The sequence below is a fragment of the Pseudomonas anguilliseptica genome (genome assembly GCF_900105355.1).
Taxonomy (GTDB): domain Bacteria; phylum Pseudomonadota; class Gammaproteobacteria; order Pseudomonadales; family Pseudomonadaceae; genus Aquipseudomonas; species Aquipseudomonas anguilliseptica.
In genome coordinates this window covers 4,092,780-4,112,015 of record NZ_FNSC01000001.1, presented here as the reverse complement: position 1 = coordinate 4,112,015, position 19,236 = coordinate 4,092,780, and the positions used below count along the sequence as shown (strand labels likewise).

The window sequence follows — 19,236 nt, the reverse complement described above, 5'->3', positions numbered from 1 at the left end:
GTGTGTCCGCCATTAATGTACGGGCCGGTAGGCGTCCTGAATGCGCTGGATCATGCCTTCGGCACGTAGCGCTTAAACGGCCTTGCGCAGATCTTCTTGCAACTGCGCATCACAGTCTTTCGAGCAGGCTAGGTACATGTCGGTGCTGGCCAGCACAGGGCTCATCTGCAAGCGATTGTCGCTGTGTGGCCACAGATACAATCCTTCCGGCACCCCGGTAAACCAGGCATCGACACGATCCAGTTCAAGCATGCGGGCGGGATTATCGCCAAGCTTGAGGCTGACAATCTGCGTTTCGCTAAAGCCCTCGCTCTTGAGTATTTCCATTTGTGCAGTCCCATGACCGACGGCAATACGCCGGTAACGCTGACGCGCCTCGGCAAAGTTGGCCACCGGTGCATCGAGGCTGAAGAAGGCGCGCTCAAGCGACGAAATGGGGACGATCCAGGTGTACAGCGCTTCGCGCTCCGGGGTGCGCGAAAGCGGGATGATCAGTAGGTTTTTCCCGCGACTGACCCGCTGCTGGGCACGGGCCCAAGGGGTTACATGGATATGGCTGAGATACCCCGCGCGGACAATCGCGGCCAATGCCACATCGCCGACCATGCCGTAGCCGCCCTGAAAACTGACGAAGGTCAGCGGCGGCGCATCCGGCATATGCAGCACCAAAGGCTCCCGTGCTGTTGCGCTCAGGCTCAGCGAGGTCAGCAATACTGCGAAAAAGAGCCAGCGCACAGCCACATCAATACTCCCGCAGCGACTGGCTCGGAGTATAGACACAGCAGGGGTGCTGGCTGGGTTTCTGCGGCTTCAGTCCAGCAGTTCTGCCAGGTCGCGGTACAGCTCCAGCGCCTGCGGATTGGCCAGGGCATCGGTGTTTTTTACTGGTTTGCCGTGCACCACGTTGCGTACCGCCAGCTCGACGATCTTGCCGCTGATGGTGCGCGGGATATCCGCCACGGCGATGATCTTGGCCGGGACATGGCGCGGTGTGGTGTTGGCGCGGATGACCTGGCGAATCTGCGTTTGCAGCGCGTCGCTCAGTTCGATGCCATCGCGTAGGCGGACAAACAGCACCACACGCACGTCATCGTCCCACTCCTGACCGATGGCGATGGATTCCAGCACGGCTTCGACCTTTTCCACCTGGCGGTAGATTTCGGCTGTACCGATCCGCACGCCGCCGGGGTTAAGTACCGCATCACTGCGGCCGTGAATCACCAGGCCGCCGTGGGCAGTGATTTCGGCGTAATCGCCATGGGCCCAGATGCCGGGGAAGGTGTCGAAGTAAGCTGCCTGGAACTTGCTGCCATCGGCATCCTTCCAGAAGCCAATCGGCATCGATGGGAAATGCTGCGCGCAGACCAGTTCGCCTTTCTCGCCGCTTACCGGTTGGCCGGCTTCGTTCCACACCTGCACATCCATCCCTAAGCCATTGCACTGCAGCTCACCAGGCCACACCGGCAGCACTGGGTTGCCGAGGGCGAAGCAGGAGACGATGTCGGTGCCACCGGAGATCGACGACAGACACACATCGGCTTTGATCTCGCGGTAGACGTACTCGAAGCTTTCATGGGACAGCGGTGATCCGGTAGACAGAATCGCCTTGAGGCGCTGCAGCGCGTGTGTGCTACCGGGTTTGGCACCGGCTTTTTCCAGCGCGGCGAGAAACTTGGCGCTGGTGCCGAAGATGCTGATGTTTTCCGCGTCGATCAGGTCGATCAGGCGCTCGGCCCCAGGGTGGAAGGGCGAGCCGTCGAACAGCACCAGAGTGGCGCCCAGGGCCAGGCCTGAGACCAGCCAGTTCCACATCATCCAGCCGCAGGTGGTGTAGTAGAACAGCGTATCGTCGGCGTGCAGGTCGGTGTGCAGGCCGAGCTCCTTGACGTGCTGCAGCAAGGTGCCGCCGACGCCATGCACGATGCACTTGGGCACGCCGGTGGTGCCGCTGGAATAGAGGATATACAGCGGGTGGTCGAACGGGACCTGAGTGAATTCGGGCTCGCCGCCGGCCTGGTAGAAGTCCTGCCACAACGCCACCTTGGCCGCCGAATGGAAGTCGGCGGCTTTGGCCTGGGCATTGGAATAGGGCACCACAATCAGCTGCTCGAGCGAGGGCAGGCGGTCGAGGATTTCATTGAGCTTGGCGGTCAGATCCAGATTCTTGCCGGCATAGCGGTAACCGGCGGCGGCGATCAGCACCTTGGGTTCGATCTGGCCGAAGCGGTCGATTACCCCCTGGGTGCCAAAGTCTGGCGAGCAGCTCGACCAGGTTGCACCCAGGCTGGTCGCGGCGAGCATGCCGACCAGGGTTTGCCAGGTGTTGGGCATAAAGGCAGCAACGCGGTCGCCGATACTCACGCCGGCATCACGCAGGCTGCGTTGCAGGCCCGCGACATGGGCCGCCAGCTCGGCATAGCTCAGTTGCTCGCGCGAGCCATCTTCGCCAATGGCGATCAGGGCCGGGTGGTTATCACGGCGGCGCAGCAGGTGTTCGGCAAAATTCAGGGTTGCGCCAGGAAACCAGTGGGCGCTGGGCATGGCCTTGCCTTCCTGCAATACGGCGTCGGGTTGTGCACTGAAACGCACCTCGAAGAACTCGACCACCGCCTGCCAGAAGGCTTCACGTTGCGTCACGCTCCAGGCGTGCAGGGCGGGGTAGTCGACCAGCTGCAGGCTGTGGCGCTGATTGACGAAGCGGCGAAAGCTGTCCATTCGTGTCGCCGCAATACGTTCGGCAGAAGGCGTCCACAGGGGCTGTTGCATCGTGCTTCCTCATCATTCTTGTTATGCCGACATTGTTAGCCGGCTTGGTGCGGCAAGCCTACTGACTGGCGGCGGGCTTGCGTCGAGCAGTTGCTGCGCTGTTTTGATCAGTATCAGCTGTAGCTGTAGTCACTTTGCACCGCCCTCAGGCGATAGGCCGTCAGCCTGAGGCGTGTGCTTTACAGTGCGTAAACAAAACCTTACGCACTGCCTGCCGCTAGGCACTGGCCAGTCTGGCCCGTGCCACCCGTGAGCCATTGGGTTTGTCCAGTACCGCACAAATGCGCTGGCCGGCTGCGATCAGCTTGTTTATATCAATGCCGGTTTCGATGCCCAGGCCCTCAAGCAGGTACAGCACATCTTCGGTTGCGACATTGCCGGTGGCCCCTTTGGCGTAAGGGCAACCGCCCAGCCCGGCGACCGAGCTGTCGAATACGCTGATGCCTTCCAGCAGACTGGCGTAGATATTCGCCAGTGCCTGTCCGTAGGTGTCATGGAAGTGCCCGGCCAGCAGGTTGCGTGGTACCTCGCGGCCGACCACGTTGAACAGGTGGCGAGTGGCCCCGGCGGTACCGGCCCCGATGGTGTCGCCCAGGGACACCTCGTAGCAGCCCATGGCGTACAGCTCACGGGCTACGCTGGCGACCTGCTCGGGCGGTACAAAGCCGTCATACGGGCAGCCCAGCACGCAGGACACATAACCGCGCACGCGAATGCCATGCTGCTTGGCTGCGTCCATTACCGGGACAAAGCGCTCAAGGCTCTCGCTGATCGAGCAGTTGATGTTTTTCTGCGAGAAGGCTTCCGAAGCGGCGGCAAACACCGCCACTTCGCGCACTCCCGCTTGCAGCGCACCTTCGAAACCTTTCAGGTTGGGTGCCAGGGCGGCGTAGGTAATACCTGGCAGCTGCTGAATCTGCGCAAACACCTCAGCGCTGCCGGCCATCTGCGGCACCCACTTGGGAGAGACAAAGCTGCCTACTTCGATATAGCTGAGGCCAGCGACAGACAGGCCATCGACCAGGCGTACCTTGTCGGCCACGCTGATCGGCTGTTTCTCATTCTGCAAACCGTCGCGCGGGCCGACTTCGACCAGCCGGACTTGTTTGGGTAGGTTCATCGTTGCCTCGTTGTTTATTTCGATGGGTATCGCGCTGCTCAACCCATCCTGCGTTGCTTGAGGTGCGGTAGTTGTAGGGTGGATGTCGCTTTATACACCCACCAAGCCCCTTCGCTGTGCATGCCCAGGTGGACATAAAAGCGATGTCCACCCTACGCGCGTCTATTTGTGGGAGCGCTTTAGCGGCGAGCGTTTTGTCGCTGTTATCGCGGCTAAAGCCCCCCCCCACAGAGGTCATCAATTTATGCGCTGGCTTCTTCCAGCTCCACCAGCACTGTACCTTCGCTGACCATCTCTCCCTCGCCGCAATACAAGGCCTTGACCGTTCCGGCCTGCGGCGCGCGGATGCTGTGCTCCATCTTCATCGCCTCCAGTACCACCAGCGCAGTGCCGGCTTCGACCTGCTGGCCGGTCTCGACTAGCACCCGGACGATACTGCCGTTCATCGGCGCCGTCAGGCCACCGTGATGCTGATGGCTGGCCTCGACTTCGGCAATCGGGTCTACGCGCTGAATGCTGCGCAGCTCGCCGGCATAGTGCAGGTACAGGGTGTCGCCCCGGCGAATGGCCAGATGTTGCTGACGCAGGCCGTCGCGCTCTACCTGCAGAACTTCGCTTTGTAGATGAGCGGTGGCAGCCGAAGCATGGCGCAGGCGTACCACCTGGCGCTCGCTCTGGCAGACCAGATGCACGTCAGTCTCGGCCGGTAAACCCAGGCGCAGACCGTTGTTGCCTGACCAGGGTGAATGGAAATCGTCGTGGCACTGCTGCGGTGCTTCGCTCTGCACAAAGGCTTCGGCAGCCAGTTGCCAGAATTCGCTCGGTAAATCGGTTACCGGAGGCAGCAACTGAGCTTCGTGACGTGGAATAAAGCCGGTATCCAGCTCGGCCTTGGCAAAGGCCGGATGGGACAACACACGTTGCAGGAATGTCAGGTTGGTTCTGACTCCGCCCACGCAGGTTTCCTTAAGCATGGCCAGCAGGCGAAGACGCGCTTCTTCGCGGTTTTCGCCCCAGGCGATCAGCTTGCCGAGCATCGGGTCATAGAAGGGCGAGACTTCATCGCCTTCTGCTACGCCGCTATCGACTCGGCGGCCCGGTCCGGGATTGGCTTCGCGGTACAGCGCCAGGGTGCCGGTGGCCGGGAGAAAGTCGTTTTCCGGGTCTTCGGCATACAGGCGCACCTCAATGGCGTGGCCGATAAGCGGCACCTGATCTTGTGTCAACGGCAGTGGCTCGCCACGGGCAACGCGGATCTGCCAGGCGACCAGATCGAGACCAGTGATCAGCTCGGTAACCGGGTGCTCGACCTGCAGGCGGGTGTTCATCTCCATAAAGAAGAAGTCGCCGCGCTCATCCAGCAGAAACTCCACGGTGCCGGCGCCGACATAGCCGATAGCCTGGGCGGCCTTGACTGCCGCCTCGCCCATGGCGCGGCGCAGCTCTGGCGACAGGCCCGGCGCAGGGGCTTCTTCCACCACCTTTTGGTGGCGACGCTGGATCGAGCAGTCGCGCTCATTCAGGTACAGGCAATTGCCATGCTGGTCGGCAAACACCTGGATTTCCACATGGCGCGGCTTGAGCACGTATTTTTCCACCAGCATGCGCGAGTCGCCGAACGATGACTGCGCCTCGCGCTGGGCGCTGGCCAGGGCCTCGGCCAGTTCGCTTTCGCGCTCGACCACTTTCATGCCCTTGCCACCACCGCCGGCCGCCGCCTTGAGCAGCACCGGGTAGCCGATTGTGTTTGAGGCGCTGCGGAAGGTTTCCACATCCTGTGCTTCGCCGTGATAACCCGGCACCAGCGGCACTCCGGCGGCGTCCATCAGCGCTTTGGCGGCAGATTTGCTGCCCATGGCGTCGATGGCCGAGGCAGGCGGCCCGAGAAAAATCAAACCAGAGGCTTCGATGGCGCGTGCGAAGCCGGCGTTTTCCGAGAGAAAGCCATAGCCTGGGTGAATCGCCTGAGCACCGCTGGCCTTGGCCGCCGCGATGATCTTGTCGATCAACAGATAGCTGTCCGCTGGTTTGGCGCCGCCCAGATTCACCGCCAGATCGGCTTCGCGCACATGGCGCGCGCCGGCGTCGATGGCGCTGTGTACCGCCACGGTCTGGATGCCCATGGCCTTGGCCGTGCGCATTACCCGGCAGGCGATTTCGCCACGGTTGGCCACCAGCAAGGTGTCGATAGGCTTAAGGCTCATGCTTGCGGCTCCTGCCATGCGGGTTTGCGTTTATCCAGAAAGGCCCGCAGACCTTCCTGACCTTCGGGGCTGACGCGGATACGGGCGATGGCGTTCTCGGTATAACGACGTAGCGCCGGGGTCAGCACGCCGCTGCCGACTTCGCGCAGCAGATCCTTGCTCGCCAGCATGGCTTGCGGGCTATTGAGCAGCAGGTTGTCGACCCAGGTGTTTACCGCGTCATCGAGTTGCTCTGCCGGGTAGCATTCGGCGAACAGCCCCAGCTCCTGGGCGCGTTCGCCGCTAAAGCGCTCGGCCGTCAGGGCATAGCGCCGCGCCGCGCGTTCGCCAATCGCCTGTACGACAAAAGGGCTGATCACCGCCGGGGCCAGGCCGATGCGCACCTCGGACAGGCACAGCTGAGCATCAACGGTGCCGATGGCCATATCGCAGCAGCTGATCAAGCCCAGCGCGCCACCGAAAGCGGCGCCTTGCACCACAGCCAGGGTCGGGATTTTCAGTTGATACAGGTTGTGCATCAGCTCGGCCAACTCGCGTGAGTCGGCCAGGTTGGCGTTGTAGTCCAGGGTCGCCGCATGCTGCATCCAGGCTAGGTCGGCGCCAGCGGAGAAGTGCTTGCCACGGCCGCGTAGCAGTAGAAAGCGCAGGCTTTTTTCGGCCATCACCGCGTCGAGGGCGAGAATCAGCTCGCGGATCATCTCGGCGTTAAAGGCGTTGTTCTTGTCCGCACGATTGAGCCAGAGGGTGGCAAAGCCGCGTGGGTCTGTTTGCAGTTCGAGGGTGTTGAAGTCGGTCATGGTGTTCGACTCGAAAAATGAGTTGGCTCTGTGGGAAGGGCTTTAGCCGCAAGCTTTTCACCTTGTCGCGGCTAAAGCCCCTCCCACGAATCACATGCGGAACACGCCAAAGGTGCTTGGCTCGATCGGCGCGTTAAGGCTGGCGGACAGGGCCAGGCCCAGTACGTCGCGGGTTTGCGCCGGGTCGATCACGCCGTCGTCCCACAGCCGCGCACTGGAGTAGTAGGGGTGGCCCTGGCGCTCGTACTGTTCGAGGATTGGCTGCTTAAGCGCGGCTTCATCTTCGGCGGAGAAGCTTTGCCCGGCGCGAGCAGCCTGTTCATGCTTGACCTGTACCAGCACGCCGGCAGCCTGTTCGGCGCCCATTACGCCGATCCGCGCATTCGGCCACATCCACAGGAAGCGCGGCTCAAAGGCGCGGCCGCACATGCCGTAGTTACCGGCGCCGAAGCTGCCGCCGATGATCACAGTGAATTTCGGCACCTTGGCGCAGGCCACGGCGTTGACCAGTTTGGCCCCATGCTTGGCGATGCCGCCGGCTTCGTACTTCTGCCCGACCATAAAGCCGGTGATGTTCTGCAGGAACAGCAGCGGAATGCCGCGCTGGCAGGCCAGCTCGATAAAGTGCGTGCCTTTCTGCGCCGATTCAGCGAACAAAATCCCGTTATTGGCGAGGATCGCTACCGGATAGCCGTGGATATGCGCAAAGCCGCAGATCAGGGTGGTGCCAAACAGCGCCTTGAACTCATCGAATACGCTGCCATCGACGATACGAGCGATCACTTCGCGAACATCAAAGGGCTGCTTGGCGTCTGCTGGAATCACCCCATACAGCTCTTCGCCGCTATATAGCGGGTTGATTGGCGCCAGGCTGTTCAGCACGCCCAGCTTGCGCCAGTTGAGGTTGGCGATCGAGCGGCGGGCCAGGGCCAGGGCGTGTTCGTCGTTGTCGGCGTAATGGTCAGCCACGCCGCTGGTCTTGCAGTGCACATCGGCGCCACCGAGGTCTTCGGCGCTGACCATCTCACCGGTGGCGGCTTTTACCAGCGGCGGGCCGGCGAGGAAGATGGTGGCCTGGTTGCGCACCATGATTGCTTCATCCGCCATGGCCGGCACATAAGCGCCGCCGGCGGTGCAGGAGCCCATGACCACGGCGATCTGCGGGATGCCCATGGCCGACATATTGGCCTGGTTGAAGAAGATCCGGCCGAAGTGCTCGCGGTCGGGGAATACCTCATCCTGGCGCGGCAGGTTGGCACCGCCGGAGTCGACCAGGTAGATGCACGGCAGGCGGTTCTGCTGGGCGATGGTTTGCGCGCGCAGGTGCTTCTTCACGGTCAGCGGGTAGTAGCTGCCGCCTTTGACCGTGGCGTCGTTGGCCACGATCATGCATTCCACACCCTCGACCCGGCCGATACCCGCGACCACGCCAGCGGCGGGTACATCCTCGCCGTAGACCTCGTAGGCGGCCAGCTGGCCGATCTCCAGAAATGGCGAGCCGATGTCCAGCAGGCGGTTGATACGCTCACGCGGTAGCAATTTGCCCCGCGAGGTGTGACGTTCCTGAGCCTTGGCGCCGCCGCCTTCATGAACACGGGCGAGCAGGGCGCGCAGGTCGTTCACTTGGCTCAGCATGGCCGCGCTATTAGCAGCGAACTCCGGCGAACGGGTGTTGATATGGGTGTGCAGAATGGCCATCGAGTTGGCTCCGGTTCAATCCGTAGGGTGGATGGCGCTTTATCCATCCACCGGCATTGGTGGAAAACGCTTCGCGGTTTTCCATCCTACGCAGGCAAACGCCTTATTTGGTTTCGTTAAACAGTTCGCGGCCGATCAGCATGCGACGAATCTCACTGGTACCGGCGCCGATCTCATAGAGCTTGGCATCGCGCAACAGGCGGCCGGCCGGGTACTCGTTGGTGTAGCCGTTACCACCGAGCAGCTGGATGGTGTCCAGGGCCATCTTGGTGGCCATCTCGGCGGTGTAGAGGATCACCGCGGCGGCGTCTTTACGCGATTCCTCGCCGCGGTCGCAGGCCTTGGCCACGTTGTACAGGTAGGACTTGGAGGCGTTCATGCCGGCGTACATGTCGGCCAGCTTGCCCTGCACCAGTTGGAACTCGCCGATCGACTGCTTGAACTGCTGGCGCTCGTGCACGTAGGGCAGCACCACGTCCATGCAGGCCGTCATGATTCCGGTCGGGCCGCCGGAGAGCACGGTGCGCTCGTAGTCCAGGCCACTCATCAGCACGCGCACGCCAGCGCCTTCGCTGCCTAAGATGTTCTCTTCCGGTACTTCGCAGTCCTCGAATACCAGCTCGCAGGTGTTGGAGCCGCGCATGCCCAGCTTGTCCAACTTCTGGTGGCGGGAGAAACCCTTGTAGTCGCGCTCGACGATAAACGCGGTCATGCCGCGTGAGCCGGCGCTGATGTCGGTCTTGGCGTAGATCACGTAGGTGTGGGCGTCGGGGCCGTTGGTGATCCACATCTTGTTGCCGTTGAGCACGTAGCGGTCGCCGCGTTTCTCGGCGCGCAGCTTCATCGACACCACGTCAGAACCAGAATTTGGCTCGCTCATGGCCAGGGCGCCGATGTGCTCGCCGGAGCACAGCTTGGGCAGGTACTTGGCCTTCTGCTCATGGGTGCCGTTCTTGCGGATCTGATTGAGGCACAGGTTGGAGTGCGCGCCGTAGGACAGGCCGACTGAGGCCGAGGCTCGACTGATCTCTTCCATGGCCACCACATGGGCCAGGTAACCCATGTTGGTGCCGCCGTATTCCTCTTCCACGGTCATGCCGAGCAGGCCCATGTCACCGAACTTGCGCCACATGTCCATGGGGAACTCGTTGTCGCGGTCGATCTGCGCAGCACGCGGGGCCAGCTCGGCCTGGGCGAACTGGTAGACCGAGTCGCGCAGCATGTCGATGGTCTCGCCGAGACCGAAGTTGAGGGTTGGATAGCTCATGGTTCCACCTGTAATTGTTAGAATTAAGTTCAGGAGATAACAGTTTGTTTTTTATCGGTTTCAGCTAAAGCCGCCATGCAGCGCTCTTCGGCGGTATCCAGCTCAAGTTGCATCTGTTCGATGTCCAGCAGTTGCTGCTGCAACTGGGCGCGACGCTCGGCGATCTTGGCCATAAAGGTGTGCAGCTGCTTGTGATTGCCGTGCACCGGGTCGTACAGCTCGATCAGTTCCTTGCACTCGGCGAGCGAGAAACCGATGCGCTTGCCGCGCAGGATCAGCTTGAGGGTGACCTTGTCCTTGGCGGTGTAGATACGCTCCTGGCCGCGGCGCTCGGGGCTGAGCATCTGCTGTTCTTCGTAAAAGCGAATGGCGCGGGTGGTGATATCCAGCTCGCGGGCCAGTTCGGAAATGGAGTAGGTGGTGGCGGACATACGGCAGTGCTCTTGTTTACCTTTACGTTAACGTAAGCTTGCCGGCGCCTGTAGTCAACCAGAGCGCGTGCAGGGTTATCGGGTTGATCGAGCCTAATGCGGGTTTATGAACTAAAAACTGTTATGCGATAAAGGCTTGCAGCGCTTATCTAGAAAGATAGGGAGGTACACGCTGTTGCAACACTTGCACCAGCGCGGGGTCCATAAACGCGTAGTCGTCGGGGATATTCAGGCTGTAGACAGGCTTGTTGCCAAGCTGGCGGCGGAATTTCTCGGCCAGCTTGCGCCGATGGCGGCTTTCCATCACCAGGATCAACTCGGCCCACTCCAGCAGTTCCGGGCTGACTGGGTTGTCGGCATCGCGGTTGACCCCGGCCGAGGCTGTTTCAACCCCAGGCCAATTGGCGAAAACCTGTTCGGCGGTGGGGCTGCGCAGGCGGTTCTTGGCGCAGATGAATAGAACCTTGAGTGACATGTTGTGCTATCCGAAGGCTCAGGCCTGGGTTTTCAGGGTTTTCTTTTCCTGGGCCGTGGCCTGCTGGGAAATCTCGATGATTTGTTCGCGCATCCAGCGGTTGGCCGGGTCCTGGTCGGTGCTTTCATGCCAGTAGAGATGGGTCTCCAGCGGCGTCATGTCTTTGACTGGCAGTTCAACAAAATGCAGGTCATTACGGCGGGCAAAGCGCTCCGGTACGGTCATGGCCATGTCTGTGCCTTGCAGCACGGTGGTGGCCATCAGGTAATGCTGCGAGCGCAGGGCGATCTTGCGCTGAATACCCATACGGCCGAGGGCCAGATCAACGTGACCGAGACCGCTGCGGCGGCTGGAGATATGGATGTGGGTCAGGCCCATGTATTCATCCAGGGTGATCTTGTCCTTGGCCAGCGGATGGCCGCGGCGCATGGCGCAGACATAACGGTCTTCCATCAGTTTGACGTGGCGCACCTGCGGGTCGGTATTCAACGGCGCGTCCACGGCGAAGTCCAGGCGGCCGGCGGCCAGCTCCTTGGTGGTTTCGCGGCGTCGGGCCAGCATGCTTTCGATATTCACATTGGGCGCCATACGGCGCAGGCGCTGGAACAGCGGCGGCAGGACGATGGCCTCGGTGAGGTCGGTCATGCTGATGCGGAAGGTTTTGTTGGCCTGCGCCGGATTGAAGATGCGGCTTTCCTGCACGGAGATGCGCAGTTGCTGCAGCGCATTGCGCACCGGGCCGATGATGTTCTGCGCCATTGGCGTGGGCACCATGCCCTGGGCGGTGCGTACAAACAGCGGGTCATTGAAGGTTTCCCGCAGGCGTGCCAGGGCGTTGGACACGGCGGGCTGGGTAATACCGACGATCTGTCCGGCGCGGGTCAGATTGGCCTCGGTGTAGATGGCATCGAAGACGACAAAGAGGTTGAGGTCGACCTTGTTCAGATTCATTACACGCTCGCTCCGCAGGTTGTCGGTATCAGTGGATCATATATCGGTGATGAATGTTTATACACAGTGAGAATAGATTAGATAAATCCTAAGCCCTGTTCTAGCATCATTTCCACTTCACCGAACTCCCCAAAAATCAGCGTCAGAAGGTAGCTATCATGGATTTCGCCTACTCCCCCAAGGTTCAGCAGCTGCGTGAACGCGTCACCGCGTTTATGGAGACCCATGTCTATCCAGCCGAAGCCGTGTTCGAGCAACAGGTCAATCAAGGCGACCGCTGGCAGCCCACCGCGATCATGGAAGAGTTGAAAACCAAGGCTAAAGCCGAAGGCCTGTGGAACCTGTTTCTGCCGGAGTCCGAGCTGGGCGCCGGTCTGACCAACACTGAATACGCGCCACTGGCAGAAATCATGGGCAGCTCCTTGATCGGTGCCGAGCCGTTCAACTGCGCCGCGCCGGACACCGGCAATATGGAAGTGCTGGTGCGCTACGCCAACGAAGCGCAGAAAGAGCAATGGCTCAAGCCGCTGCTGGACGGCACCATCCGCTCCGCCTTCGCCATGACCGAACCGGGCGTGGCGTCTTCGGATGCCACCAATATGCAGGCCAGCGCCGTACGCCAGGGCGATGAGTGGGTGATCAACGGCCGCAAGTGGTGGACTTCCGGCGCTTGCGACCCACGCTGCAAAATCATGATTTTCATGGGCCTGACCAACCCGGATGGCCCTCGCCACCAACAACACTCGATGATTCTGGTACCGATGGACGCCCCAGGTGTGAAAGTGCTGCGCCCGCTGCCGGTATTTGGCTACGACGACGCGCCACACGGCCACGCCGAAGTGCTGTTCGAAAACGTCCGTGTGCCTTACGAGAACGTGCTGCTAGGTGAGGGCCGTGGCTTCGAGATCGCCCAGGGTCGCCTTGGCCCAGGTCGGATTCACCACTGCATGCGCTCGATTGGCATGGCTGAGCGCGCACTGAAACTGATGTGCGAGCGCTCGATCAACCGCACTGCCTTCGGCAAGCCACTGGCCCGCCTGGGCGGCAATATCGATCACATCGCTGACTCGCGCATGGAGATCAATATGGCCCGCCTGCTGACCCTGAACGCGGCTTATATGATGGACACCGTGGGCAACAAGATTGCCGCCAGTGAAATCGCCCAGATCAAGGTGGTTGCACCCAACGTGGCGCTGAAGGTGATCGACCGGGCGATCCAGATCCACGGCGGCGCCGGGGTTTCCAACGACTTCCCGCTGGCCTACTGGTACGCCATGCAGCGCACCCTGCGTCTGGCCGACGGCCCGGACGAGGTGCACCGCGCAGCCATCGGCAAGTTCGAGATCGGCAAGTACGTGTCGAAAGAAGTGATGAACGCCAGCCGCTAAAGCGCTTCACTGAAAAACCACAAGACCCGCAAATGCGGGCCTTGTGCGTTATGGCTAATGCGGTGTCCCCGGCGGAGCAAACCCATCATCGGGATTCGCGCTTTGTTGCAGCCAAAGCAGGCGCATATGCAACTGCGCCGCGAAGGCACGGGCGGCCTGCTCCTGATGGAAGATCAGGCTGCGCCTGCCCATGCGCACTTGCCAACGCAGCTTGCCGCGCTGCACCAGCGGCTCGATAACGATGCTCGGTGAACTCAAACGATCAATGCTCCTGCCTGGGTGCGCGGGTCTTCAGTAGCGACAATAGCACTCCGCCTGCCAGCAAGCCGAGGGTCATGCACAGCGAGAGCAGGGCGGGCACCTTGACGATATCGTGGAGAAAGATCTTGCCACCGATAAACATCAGCACCAGCGCCAGGGCGTACTTCAGGTAGATAAAGCGGTGCATCAGCGCCGCCAGGGCAAAGTACAGCGCGCGCAGGCCGAGAATCGCAAAGATGTTCTAGGTGTAGACGATAAACGGGTCCTGGGAGATGGCCAGCACCGCCGGCACGCTGTCCACGGCAAACACCAGATCAGCCAGTTCGATCAGCACCAGGGCCAGCAGCAGTGGCGTTGCATGCAGCAGGTGCTTGCCCGACTTTCTGTCTGGCTGACGCACCAGGAAGCGTCCGCCGTGCGTATCCGCGGTCACTCGGATATGCCTGCGCAGGAACTGCAGCAAGCGGTTCTGGCTCAGGTCGGGGTGCTGTTCTTCCTTGGCCGAAAGCATGCGCACCCCGGTAAACAGCAGAAACGCGCCGAACAGGTACAGCACCCACTCGAAGTTCTGCACCAGCGCCGTGCCCAGGCCGATCATAGTTGCGCGCAGCACGATCACCCCGAGGATGCCCCAGAACAGCACGCGGTGCTGGTAGCGCCGCGGGATGGCGAAGAAGTTGAGGATCACCGCCATAACGAACACGTTGTCCATCGACAGCGATTGCTCAACCAGAAAACCGGTGTAGAACTCCAGCGCCTTGGTTGCCCCCAGCTGCCACCAGATCCAGCCGCCAAAGGCTATGCCAACACCGAAGTAGCCGCTGTACAGCAGCAGGCTTTCGCGCATTTCGATTTCATGCTGGTCGCGGTGCAGCACGCCGAGGTCGAGTATCAGCAAGCCGAGGATGATCAGTAGAAAGGCCAGCCAGAACCAGCCTGGGGTGCCGAATAATGGAGTGGTGAGCATGCTTGCCAGGCTATCCATGGAGCCACCTCGAATGTCCGCCTAAGTTGAGAATCAACTCAGTGACTCCGACATCACGGTGAAGGCTCACCGCCAGAGGGGCCCGGCGTCACGCTGATTAAGCAATAGGCTTTGCTGGCGAACTTGGCAAGCGCAGGAGCGGGGGTTCAGTTGCTGTACTGGTAGATGATCGGGGCAAAAAATCCGGTGTCGTGACCATTTTTCAGGCACTGATTGAACTGCTCCAGAAACCAGCCCATCTTCAGCGCTTTGGCGATGCCCATGTGCTTGCTGTCGCTCTTGACCGGCACCGGCAAGGTGGTAAAGGCATCCGGATGTAAGCCAGGCCAGCTCTGGGCGAGCCTGCTGATATCGATGCTTGAACCGAGCAGGATCGCATCGATGCGACCACGCTGCAGCATACCCAGGCCGCTGCGGGTGTCGTTGAAACCGACGATGGTCAGGGTGCCGTTGGCCACGGTTTCGTCATAGGCGGTGCCATAGCTGGTGCCGATTAGCTTGTCTTTCAGGTCGGTAATGTTCTGGTAGGGGAATTCGCGGCCTTTTTGCACCACCAGCACGATATGTTCGGTGAAGATCGGTTCGGAAAAGTCGAACAGAGTTAGGCGTTCATCACTGATCGACAGGCCGATGACACCGCCTTCGCTGCGCTCGGCCATGGTGTAGGCGCGTTTCCATGGCAGCGCAGCAGCTGGATCTGATAGGGCACCTGCATCTGGTTCAGGCAGTGTTTGCTGATGTCCACGACAATGCCCTTGGCCTCGCCATCCTCCTCAAAGTACTTGGGGAAGCCATCGTGTGCGCCAAACACGCGGAACACCTCGGCCTGGGCGGTTTGTACAAGCAGCAGAGCCAGCAGCAGGATCAGCCGCAGAGGTGTAGCGGGCATGGCAGAAGCTCAAATAGAGGCGATAAAGTCTGTTCAGCTTAGCCATTCGGCGTTGCTAATCACTGCTTGACGCCGCAATTCTGCGCACAACGCCGGGGTTGAGTCTGCTCTAGTAAACCCAGACTTCCACTCGACGGTTCTTGATCCGTCCGTCATTGCCGCTGTTGGCGGCTACCGGCAGCTCATCGCCCATGCCGATGATGTCGCGGAAGATCACACCACCCTTGTTCAGCTCGCGACGCACGGCCATGGCGCGCAGCTTGGACAACAGTTCAGCGCGAGCCGTGTCGGCCTTGGCATCGCCAAAGCCCACCAGCACCACTTTGTCATGCAGCTTGTTCTGTTCGCGCAGGTAGGCCATCAGCCGGTTAAGGTCGCGCAGGGCTTTGTTGTCGAGGTTGGCGCTGCCTTCCTGAAAGCGAAAGTTCACCGACAGACGCTGAGCATTCTGTGCCAGGGTCTGGTAGTTCGCCGGCATTTGCGTATTGGCGGGGATTTTCACTGCCTGCACGGTCTGCGCGATAAAGCCGTTCTGGTCGACAATCGCCTGGCCACGTGTGCTGTGGGCGAACTGCACTAGGGCGCGCCCCCAGGGATTGCTCAGCTCCGGCTGGTTATACAGAAACAGCCGGCGCGACAACGGGTAATCCTCGGTGGCAATCAGGGTCAGACTCGGCAGCATCGGTTGCGAGTCACCGGCGGCAATCGCCACGGCTTTGGCCTGGCGAATATAAGGCAGGCCGATAAAGCCGATGCCGTTAGGGTCCTGGCTGACCGAGTCGGAAAGTTTCTCGCTGGACTCGAAGCGTTTGGCGTTGGTAGCCAGGGCTTTGCCATTGGCGCTCAGCACCAGTTCCTTGAAGGTGTCGAAGGTGCCGGATTTGTCATCACGGGCGTACAGGGTGATGGCCCCGGCCGGTGCACCGAGTTGCGCCCAGTTGTTGATCTCCCCGGCGAATACCTGCGCCAGTTGCGTGGTGTTGAGCGCGGCGAGCGGGTTGCTCGGGTGCAGAATAATGGCCAGGCCGTCGAGGGCGATGATCTGCTCGGCGCTGGCGCTTTTCAGGTCGCCCAGGCTCAGCAGACTGGTGGCTTCGCTGTCCTTGATCGGCCGGGACGAAGCGGCCAGTTCGGCGCTGCCGTCGGCCAATGAGGTAAACCCCGTGCCCGAACCATGGGCCGCCACTTCAATGCTCACACTGCGGCCATCGGCGGTTTTACCGATGATCTTCTGCTCGTTTTCCGCCGCGCCAGCTTCGATGCGAATGGCGCTCAGCCCCTGTTCTTCGAATAGGCCTTTGACCAGTGCAGGGCCAAGCCTCGCGCCGATGGTGTTGGAACCCTGAATGAGCAGCACGCTGTTGCTATCGCTGGGGATGGGCAGGGCGGCGAATACCGACCAGGGCAGGGCGTAGCAGATGGAGCCGAGCAGCAGAAAGCTGACGGTGCGAATCCAGGTATCACGTTCGAAGGCAGAGGAGGCGCGCGGCATGCGGCAAACACCTATATGGGTGAGTGAAAGTGCCGCGAAGATAAGACAAAAAAGTGACTGTAATATGACAGTCACTTATCTATGTGAAGGCTCTGTTGCAGGCTTAATGCGCCAGTTCAAGCCAGATGGGGGCGTGGTCCGATGGCTTTTCCATGCCACGCAGTTCGTAGTCAACGCCGGCATCCTTGATCCGCGCCTGCAACGCCTGAGAGGCGAGAATCACATCGATGCGCAGGCCGCGCTTGGGTTCGTCCTCGAAACCGCGGCTGCGGTAATCGAACCAGCTGAAGCGGTCATTCACCGTTGGGTTGAGGTGGCGGAAGCTGTCGACCAGGCCCCAGCTCTTCAGGGTGGCCAGCCATTCGCGCTCTTCCGGCAGGAAGCTGCATTTGCCGGTTTTCAGCCAACGCAGGCGGTTTGGCTCGCCAATGCCGATGTCGCAATCTTCCGGCGAAATATTGATATCGCCCATTACCACCAGCGCCTGTTCGGGGCTGAACTGGTTGAGCAGCAATTGCTGCAAGTCGGCGTAGAAGCGCTGTTTTGCCGGGAACTTGGTCGGGTGGTCGCGGCTTTCACCTTGCGGGAAGTAGCCATTCATCACTGTTACCGGGTTGCCCTGGGCATCGGCGAAGGTGCCGTAGATAAAGCGTCGCTGTGCGTCTTCGGCATCACCGGGAAAGCCTTTGTGCAGGCTCAATGGTTTCTGGCGCGAGAGCAGGGCGACGCCGTAGTGGCCTTTCTGGCCGTGGTAGTGCACGTGGTAGCCGAGCTGACGGATATCCGCCTCGGGGAACTGCTCGTCGGCCACCTTGGTTTCCTGCAGGCCGATAACATCCGGCTGGTGTTTCTCGATTAATGCGGCCAGTTGATGCGGGCGTGCACGCAGGCCATTGATATTGAAGGAGACGATCTTCATGGGCGGCAGTCCTGGCTGTGGCTCTGGAAAGCCCGCGATGCTAGCCGATTAGCGGCCCTGCCGGCCAGCCTGTGGCGGCACTGGGTGTGCGGTGCTAACGTGGCTGCAGGCCCAGTAAATCAAGAACAACAGAGGTCACGCAGATGCCTGACAGTCTCGCCGAAGTACGTATGCTCGATGGTGGCTATGCCCGCGAAGCACGCTCGCTGCTGTATCACGCCTATCGCCACGACCCCACCTTTGCCTACCTGTTTGAAGCCGAGCGGCCGGGCTATGACCAGCGCGTACGCGCCACGGTGCGTGAGCTGGTGCAGCAGCACTTTGCCGAAGACCTGCCGGCGATTGGCCTGCTGATCGACGACCGCCTGATCGGCATGGCGCTGATCGCCCCGCCGCAGCGACGCATGGACATCACCGAAAGCTGGGGCTGGCGCATGCGCATGCTGCTGACCACCGGTTTTCGTTGCACCAAAAGGTATCTGGAATACCACGATGCGGTAATCGCCTGCCTGCCGCCGGGTCCCTATCATGTGTTGCCGCTGCTCGGCATTCACCCGGAATACCAGGGCAAGCACCTCGGCGAGCAACTGCTTGAAGCGCTGCACAATTGGTGCGCCGAAGACGCCAGTTCCCAGGGGGTGGTGCTGGATACCGGCAACGGGCACTACCTGGAGTTCTATAAACGTCAGGGTTACGAGGAAATCGGCGAGGTGGCCATCGGCCCGATTATCGAGCACGTGTTCTTCCATCCAAGCCCGCAAGTGGCAGTCAAAGCCAGCGCCTAAAAGCCCGCCCCGGATCTGCTGCGCGTCGGCCGTGTCGCGTTAAAGGCAGGCCGGGACGCGGCGTCGCGGAATGCTCATGTACAGCTCGTACACTCCGCTTGATTCGCTGCGCTCACCCATGGGGCAGCCATTGGTTGTTACTCCATTGCGCTGCGTTTTTCGCCGGTTTTTGCCTTGCACGGCTCTAGCTCGCTAGAGCCGAAGCAGGCTCTAAGCAGCGGGCTCGGTATGCGTGGTTACATGTCGACGCGCAACTTAAAGCACTGGTCAGCGCTCTAAATCGGCTATCGGCTCGTGCTAGCATCGCCCCATGTCTTTGTTCTCCAACCTTTTCTCAGGGCTATTTCTTCTGTTGCTGAGTGCTACGGTCCTGGCCGAAGCTCAGCTGCGCGTGCGGGTTGAGCCGGCCAACAGCGCGCTGAAAGGCAATATCGAAGGCTATATCGGCAGTCTGGGCGAGCGCGATGCCGAGGCCTTGCAACGCTATCGTCGGGTCGCCGAGAACCAGGCGGAAAAAGCTGCCCAGGCCCTGGGTTACTACCAGGCGCACATCACCACCGAGGTAAGCGAGGGGGCAACACCGCGCCTGACCGTGCGCATTCAGCCAGGTGAACCGGTGCGTCTGCGTGATGTGGTGGTGCGCGTCGAAGGGCCCGCTGCGCAACTGCGCGCCTTTCGTACGCCCAATGACCCGCAATTGCATAGCGGTGCGCAGCTTAACCACGGGCATTACGACGCGGCCAAGCGCGAAATTCAGAATCAGGCCTCGCGTTATGGTTTCTTCACCGGGCGCTTTAGGGATGGTCTG

17 protein-coding genes and 2 pseudogenes are annotated in these 19,236 nt (G+C 60.9%); 3 read left to right on the top strand and 16 right to left on the bottom strand.

What is annotated here, in order from left to right:
• Nucleotides 1-72 precede the first annotated feature (72 nt).
• The 10 genes from BLW24_RS20150 to BLW24_RS20105 form a co-directional block, all read right to left on the bottom strand.
• Nucleotides 73-657, bottom strand: coding sequence for a substrate-binding periplasmic protein (locus BLW24_RS20150; RefSeq protein WP_090387809.1), 585 nt, complete (start codon nt 655-657; stop codon nt 73-75).
• Nucleotides 658-810: 153 nt separating this feature from the next.
• Nucleotides 811-2,766, bottom strand: coding sequence for an acetoacetate--CoA ligase (locus BLW24_RS20145; protein WP_090386357.1), 1,956 nt, complete (start codon nt 2,764-2,766; stop codon nt 811-813).
• Between the two features lie 217 nt (nt 2,767-2,983).
• A complete protein-coding gene (locus tag BLW24_RS20140) occupies nt 2,984-3,886 on the bottom strand; it encodes a hydroxymethylglutaryl-CoA lyase (protein WP_090386355.1) in 903 nt (300 codons plus the stop codon).
• A 242-nt stretch (nt 3,887-4,128) separates the two neighbouring features.
• The gene (locus BLW24_RS20135) at nt 4,129-6,090 is read right to left on the bottom strand and encodes an acetyl/propionyl/methylcrotonyl-CoA carboxylase subunit alpha (RefSeq protein ID WP_090386353.1); all 1,962 of its coding nucleotides are present in this window, start codon (nt 6,088-6,090) and stop codon (nt 4,129-4,131) included.
• Nucleotides 6,087-6,887: a gamma-carboxygeranoyl-CoA hydratase gene (locus tag BLW24_RS20130; protein ID WP_090386350.1), complete on the bottom strand. Its 801-nt coding sequence runs from the start codon at nt 6,885-6,887 to the stop codon at nt 6,087-6,089. The genes BLW24_RS20135 and BLW24_RS20130 overlap by 4 nt, the downstream gene beginning before the upstream one ends.
• A gap of 90 nt (nt 6,888-6,977) precedes the next feature.
• On the bottom strand, nt 6,978-8,585 hold the full coding sequence (locus BLW24_RS20125) for a carboxyl transferase domain-containing protein (RefSeq protein ID WP_090386348.1): 1,608 nt from the start codon (nt 8,583-8,585) through the stop codon (nt 6,978-6,980).
• Between the two features lie 103 nt (nt 8,586-8,688).
• On the bottom strand, nt 8,689-9,852 hold the full coding sequence (locus BLW24_RS20120) for an isovaleryl-CoA dehydrogenase (RefSeq protein WP_090386345.1): 1,164 nt from the start codon (nt 9,850-9,852) through the stop codon (nt 8,689-8,691).
• Between the two features lie 29 nt (nt 9,853-9,881).
• Nucleotides 9,882-10,283, bottom strand: coding sequence for a MerR family transcriptional regulator (locus BLW24_RS20115; RefSeq protein WP_090386343.1), 402 nt, complete (start codon nt 10,281-10,283; stop codon nt 9,882-9,884).
• Between the two features lie 145 nt (nt 10,284-10,428).
• Nucleotides 10,429-10,758 (bottom strand): low molecular weight protein tyrosine phosphatase family protein, encoded by a 330-nt coding sequence (locus tag BLW24_RS20110; protein ID WP_090386341.1) that lies wholly within the window; start codon nt 10,756-10,758, stop codon nt 10,429-10,431.
• 18 nt (nt 10,759-10,776) lie between these two features.
• Nucleotides 10,777-11,709: a LysR family transcriptional regulator gene (locus BLW24_RS20105; RefSeq protein WP_090386339.1), complete on the bottom strand. Its 933-nt coding sequence runs from the start codon at nt 11,707-11,709 to the stop codon at nt 10,777-10,779.
• Between the two features lie 158 nt (nt 11,710-11,867).
• Here BLW24_RS20105 and BLW24_RS20100 point away from each other — a divergent pair, with 158 nt between their 5' ends.
• Nucleotides 11,868-13,097: an acyl-CoA dehydrogenase gene (locus BLW24_RS20100; protein WP_090386337.1), complete on the top strand. Its 1,230-nt coding sequence runs from the start codon at nt 11,868-11,870 to the stop codon at nt 13,095-13,097.
• 54 nt (nt 13,098-13,151) lie between these two features.
• On the opposite strand, the gene BLW24_RS20095 is transcribed toward BLW24_RS20100, so the two are convergent.
• From BLW24_RS20095 to xthA, 6 genes and pseudogenes are all read right to left on the bottom strand, one after another.
• Nucleotides 13,152-13,355 carry a hypothetical protein gene (locus BLW24_RS20095; protein WP_090386335.1) on the bottom strand — a complete coding sequence of 68 codons (204 nt, stop codon included), beginning with the start codon at nt 13,353-13,355 and terminating at the stop codon, nt 13,152-13,154.
• 4 nt (nt 13,356-13,359) lie between these two features.
• Nucleotides 13,360-14,343: pseudogene (locus BLW24_RS20090) on the bottom strand (TerC/Alx family metal homeostasis membrane protein).
• Nucleotides 14,344-14,489: 146 nt separating this feature from the next.
• On the bottom strand, nt 14,490-15,002 hold the full coding sequence (locus BLW24_RS20085; protein WP_090386333.1) for a substrate-binding periplasmic protein: 513 nt from the start codon (nt 15,000-15,002) through the stop codon (nt 14,490-14,492).
• Entirely contained in the window at nt 14,945-15,232 is a 288-nt protein-coding gene (locus tag BLW24_RS25745) for a hypothetical protein (protein WP_139272719.1), read from the bottom strand. Before BLW24_RS25745 ends, BLW24_RS20085 begins: the two co-directional genes overlap by 58 nt.
• Nucleotides 15,233-15,341: 109 nt before the next feature.
• Nucleotides 15,342-16,724: a substrate-binding domain-containing protein gene (locus BLW24_RS20075; protein ID WP_090386329.1), complete on the bottom strand. Its 1,383-nt coding sequence runs from the start codon at nt 16,722-16,724 to the stop codon at nt 15,342-15,344.
• Between the two features lie 103 nt (nt 16,725-16,827).
• Nucleotides 16,828-17,643, bottom strand: coding sequence for an exodeoxyribonuclease III (xthA, locus tag BLW24_RS20070; protein ID WP_090386327.1), 816 nt, complete (start codon nt 17,641-17,643; stop codon nt 16,828-16,830).
• Nucleotides 17,644-17,786: 143 nt separating this feature from the next.
• Between xthA and BLW24_RS20065 the strand changes: the two genes are divergently transcribed.
• Entirely contained in the window at nt 17,787-18,428 is a 642-nt protein-coding gene (locus BLW24_RS20065; protein WP_090386325.1) for a GNAT family N-acetyltransferase, read from the top strand.
• A gap of 310 nt (nt 18,429-18,738) precedes the next feature.
• Nucleotides 18,739-19,224 (top strand): annotated as a pseudogene (locus tag BLW24_RS20060) (POTRA domain-containing protein); the annotation flags it as partial.
• Nucleotides 19,225-19,236 lie beyond the last annotated feature (12 nt).

Coding starts and splice junctions, on each gene's coding strand:
- BLW24_RS20145 (WP_090386357.1), bottom strand. CDS start 2,766: ATGCAACAGCCCCTGTGGACGCCTTCTGCCGAACGTATTGCGGCGACA.
- BLW24_RS20130 (WP_090386350.1), bottom strand. CDS start 6,887: ATGACCGACTTCAACACCCTCGAACTGCAAACAGACCCACGCGGCTTT.
- BLW24_RS20120 (WP_090386345.1), bottom strand. CDS start 9,852: ATGAGCTATCCAACCCTCAACTTCGGTCTCGGCGAGACCATCGACATG.
- BLW24_RS20135 (WP_090386353.1), bottom strand. CDS start 6,090: ATGAGCCTTAAGCCTATCGACACCTTGCTGGTGGCCAACCGTGGCGAA.
- BLW24_RS20115 (WP_090386343.1), bottom strand. CDS start 10,283: ATGTCCGCCACCACCTACTCCATTTCCGAACTGGCCCGCGAGCTGGAT.
- BLW24_RS20100 (WP_090386337.1), top strand. CDS start 11,868: ATGGATTTCGCCTACTCCCCCAAGGTTCAGCAGCTGCGTGAACGCGTC.
- BLW24_RS20085 (WP_090386333.1), bottom strand. CDS start 15,002: ATGGCCGAGCGCAGCGAAGGCGGTGTCATCGGCCTGTCGATCAGTGAT.
- BLW24_RS20125 (WP_090386348.1), bottom strand. CDS start 8,585: ATGGCCATTCTGCACACCCATATCAACACCCGTTCGCCGGAGTTCGCT.
- BLW24_RS20105 (WP_090386339.1), bottom strand. CDS start 11,709: ATGAATCTGAACAAGGTCGACCTCAACCTCTTTGTCGTCTTCGATGCC.
- xthA (WP_090386327.1), bottom strand. CDS start 17,643: ATGAAGATCGTCTCCTTCAATATCAATGGCCTGCGTGCACGCCCGCAT.
- BLW24_RS20110 (WP_090386341.1), bottom strand. CDS start 10,758: ATGTCACTCAAGGTTCTATTCATCTGCGCCAAGAACCGCCTGCGCAGC.
- BLW24_RS20075 (WP_090386329.1), bottom strand. CDS start 16,724: ATGCCGCGCGCCTCCTCTGCCTTCGAACGTGATACCTGGATTCGCACC.
- BLW24_RS20150 (WP_090387809.1), bottom strand. CDS start 657: ATGCCGGATGCGCCGCCGCTGACCTTCGTCAGTTTTCAGGGCGGCTAC.
- BLW24_RS20140 (WP_090386355.1), bottom strand. CDS start 3,886: ATGAACCTACCCAAACAAGTCCGGCTGGTCGAAGTCGGCCCGCGCGAC.
- BLW24_RS25745 (WP_139272719.1), bottom strand. CDS start 15,232: ATGCCCGCTACACCTCTGCGGCTGATCCTGCTGCTGGCTCTGCTGCTT.
- BLW24_RS20065 (WP_090386325.1), top strand. CDS start 17,787: ATGCCTGACAGTCTCGCCGAAGTACGTATGCTCGATGGTGGCTATGCC.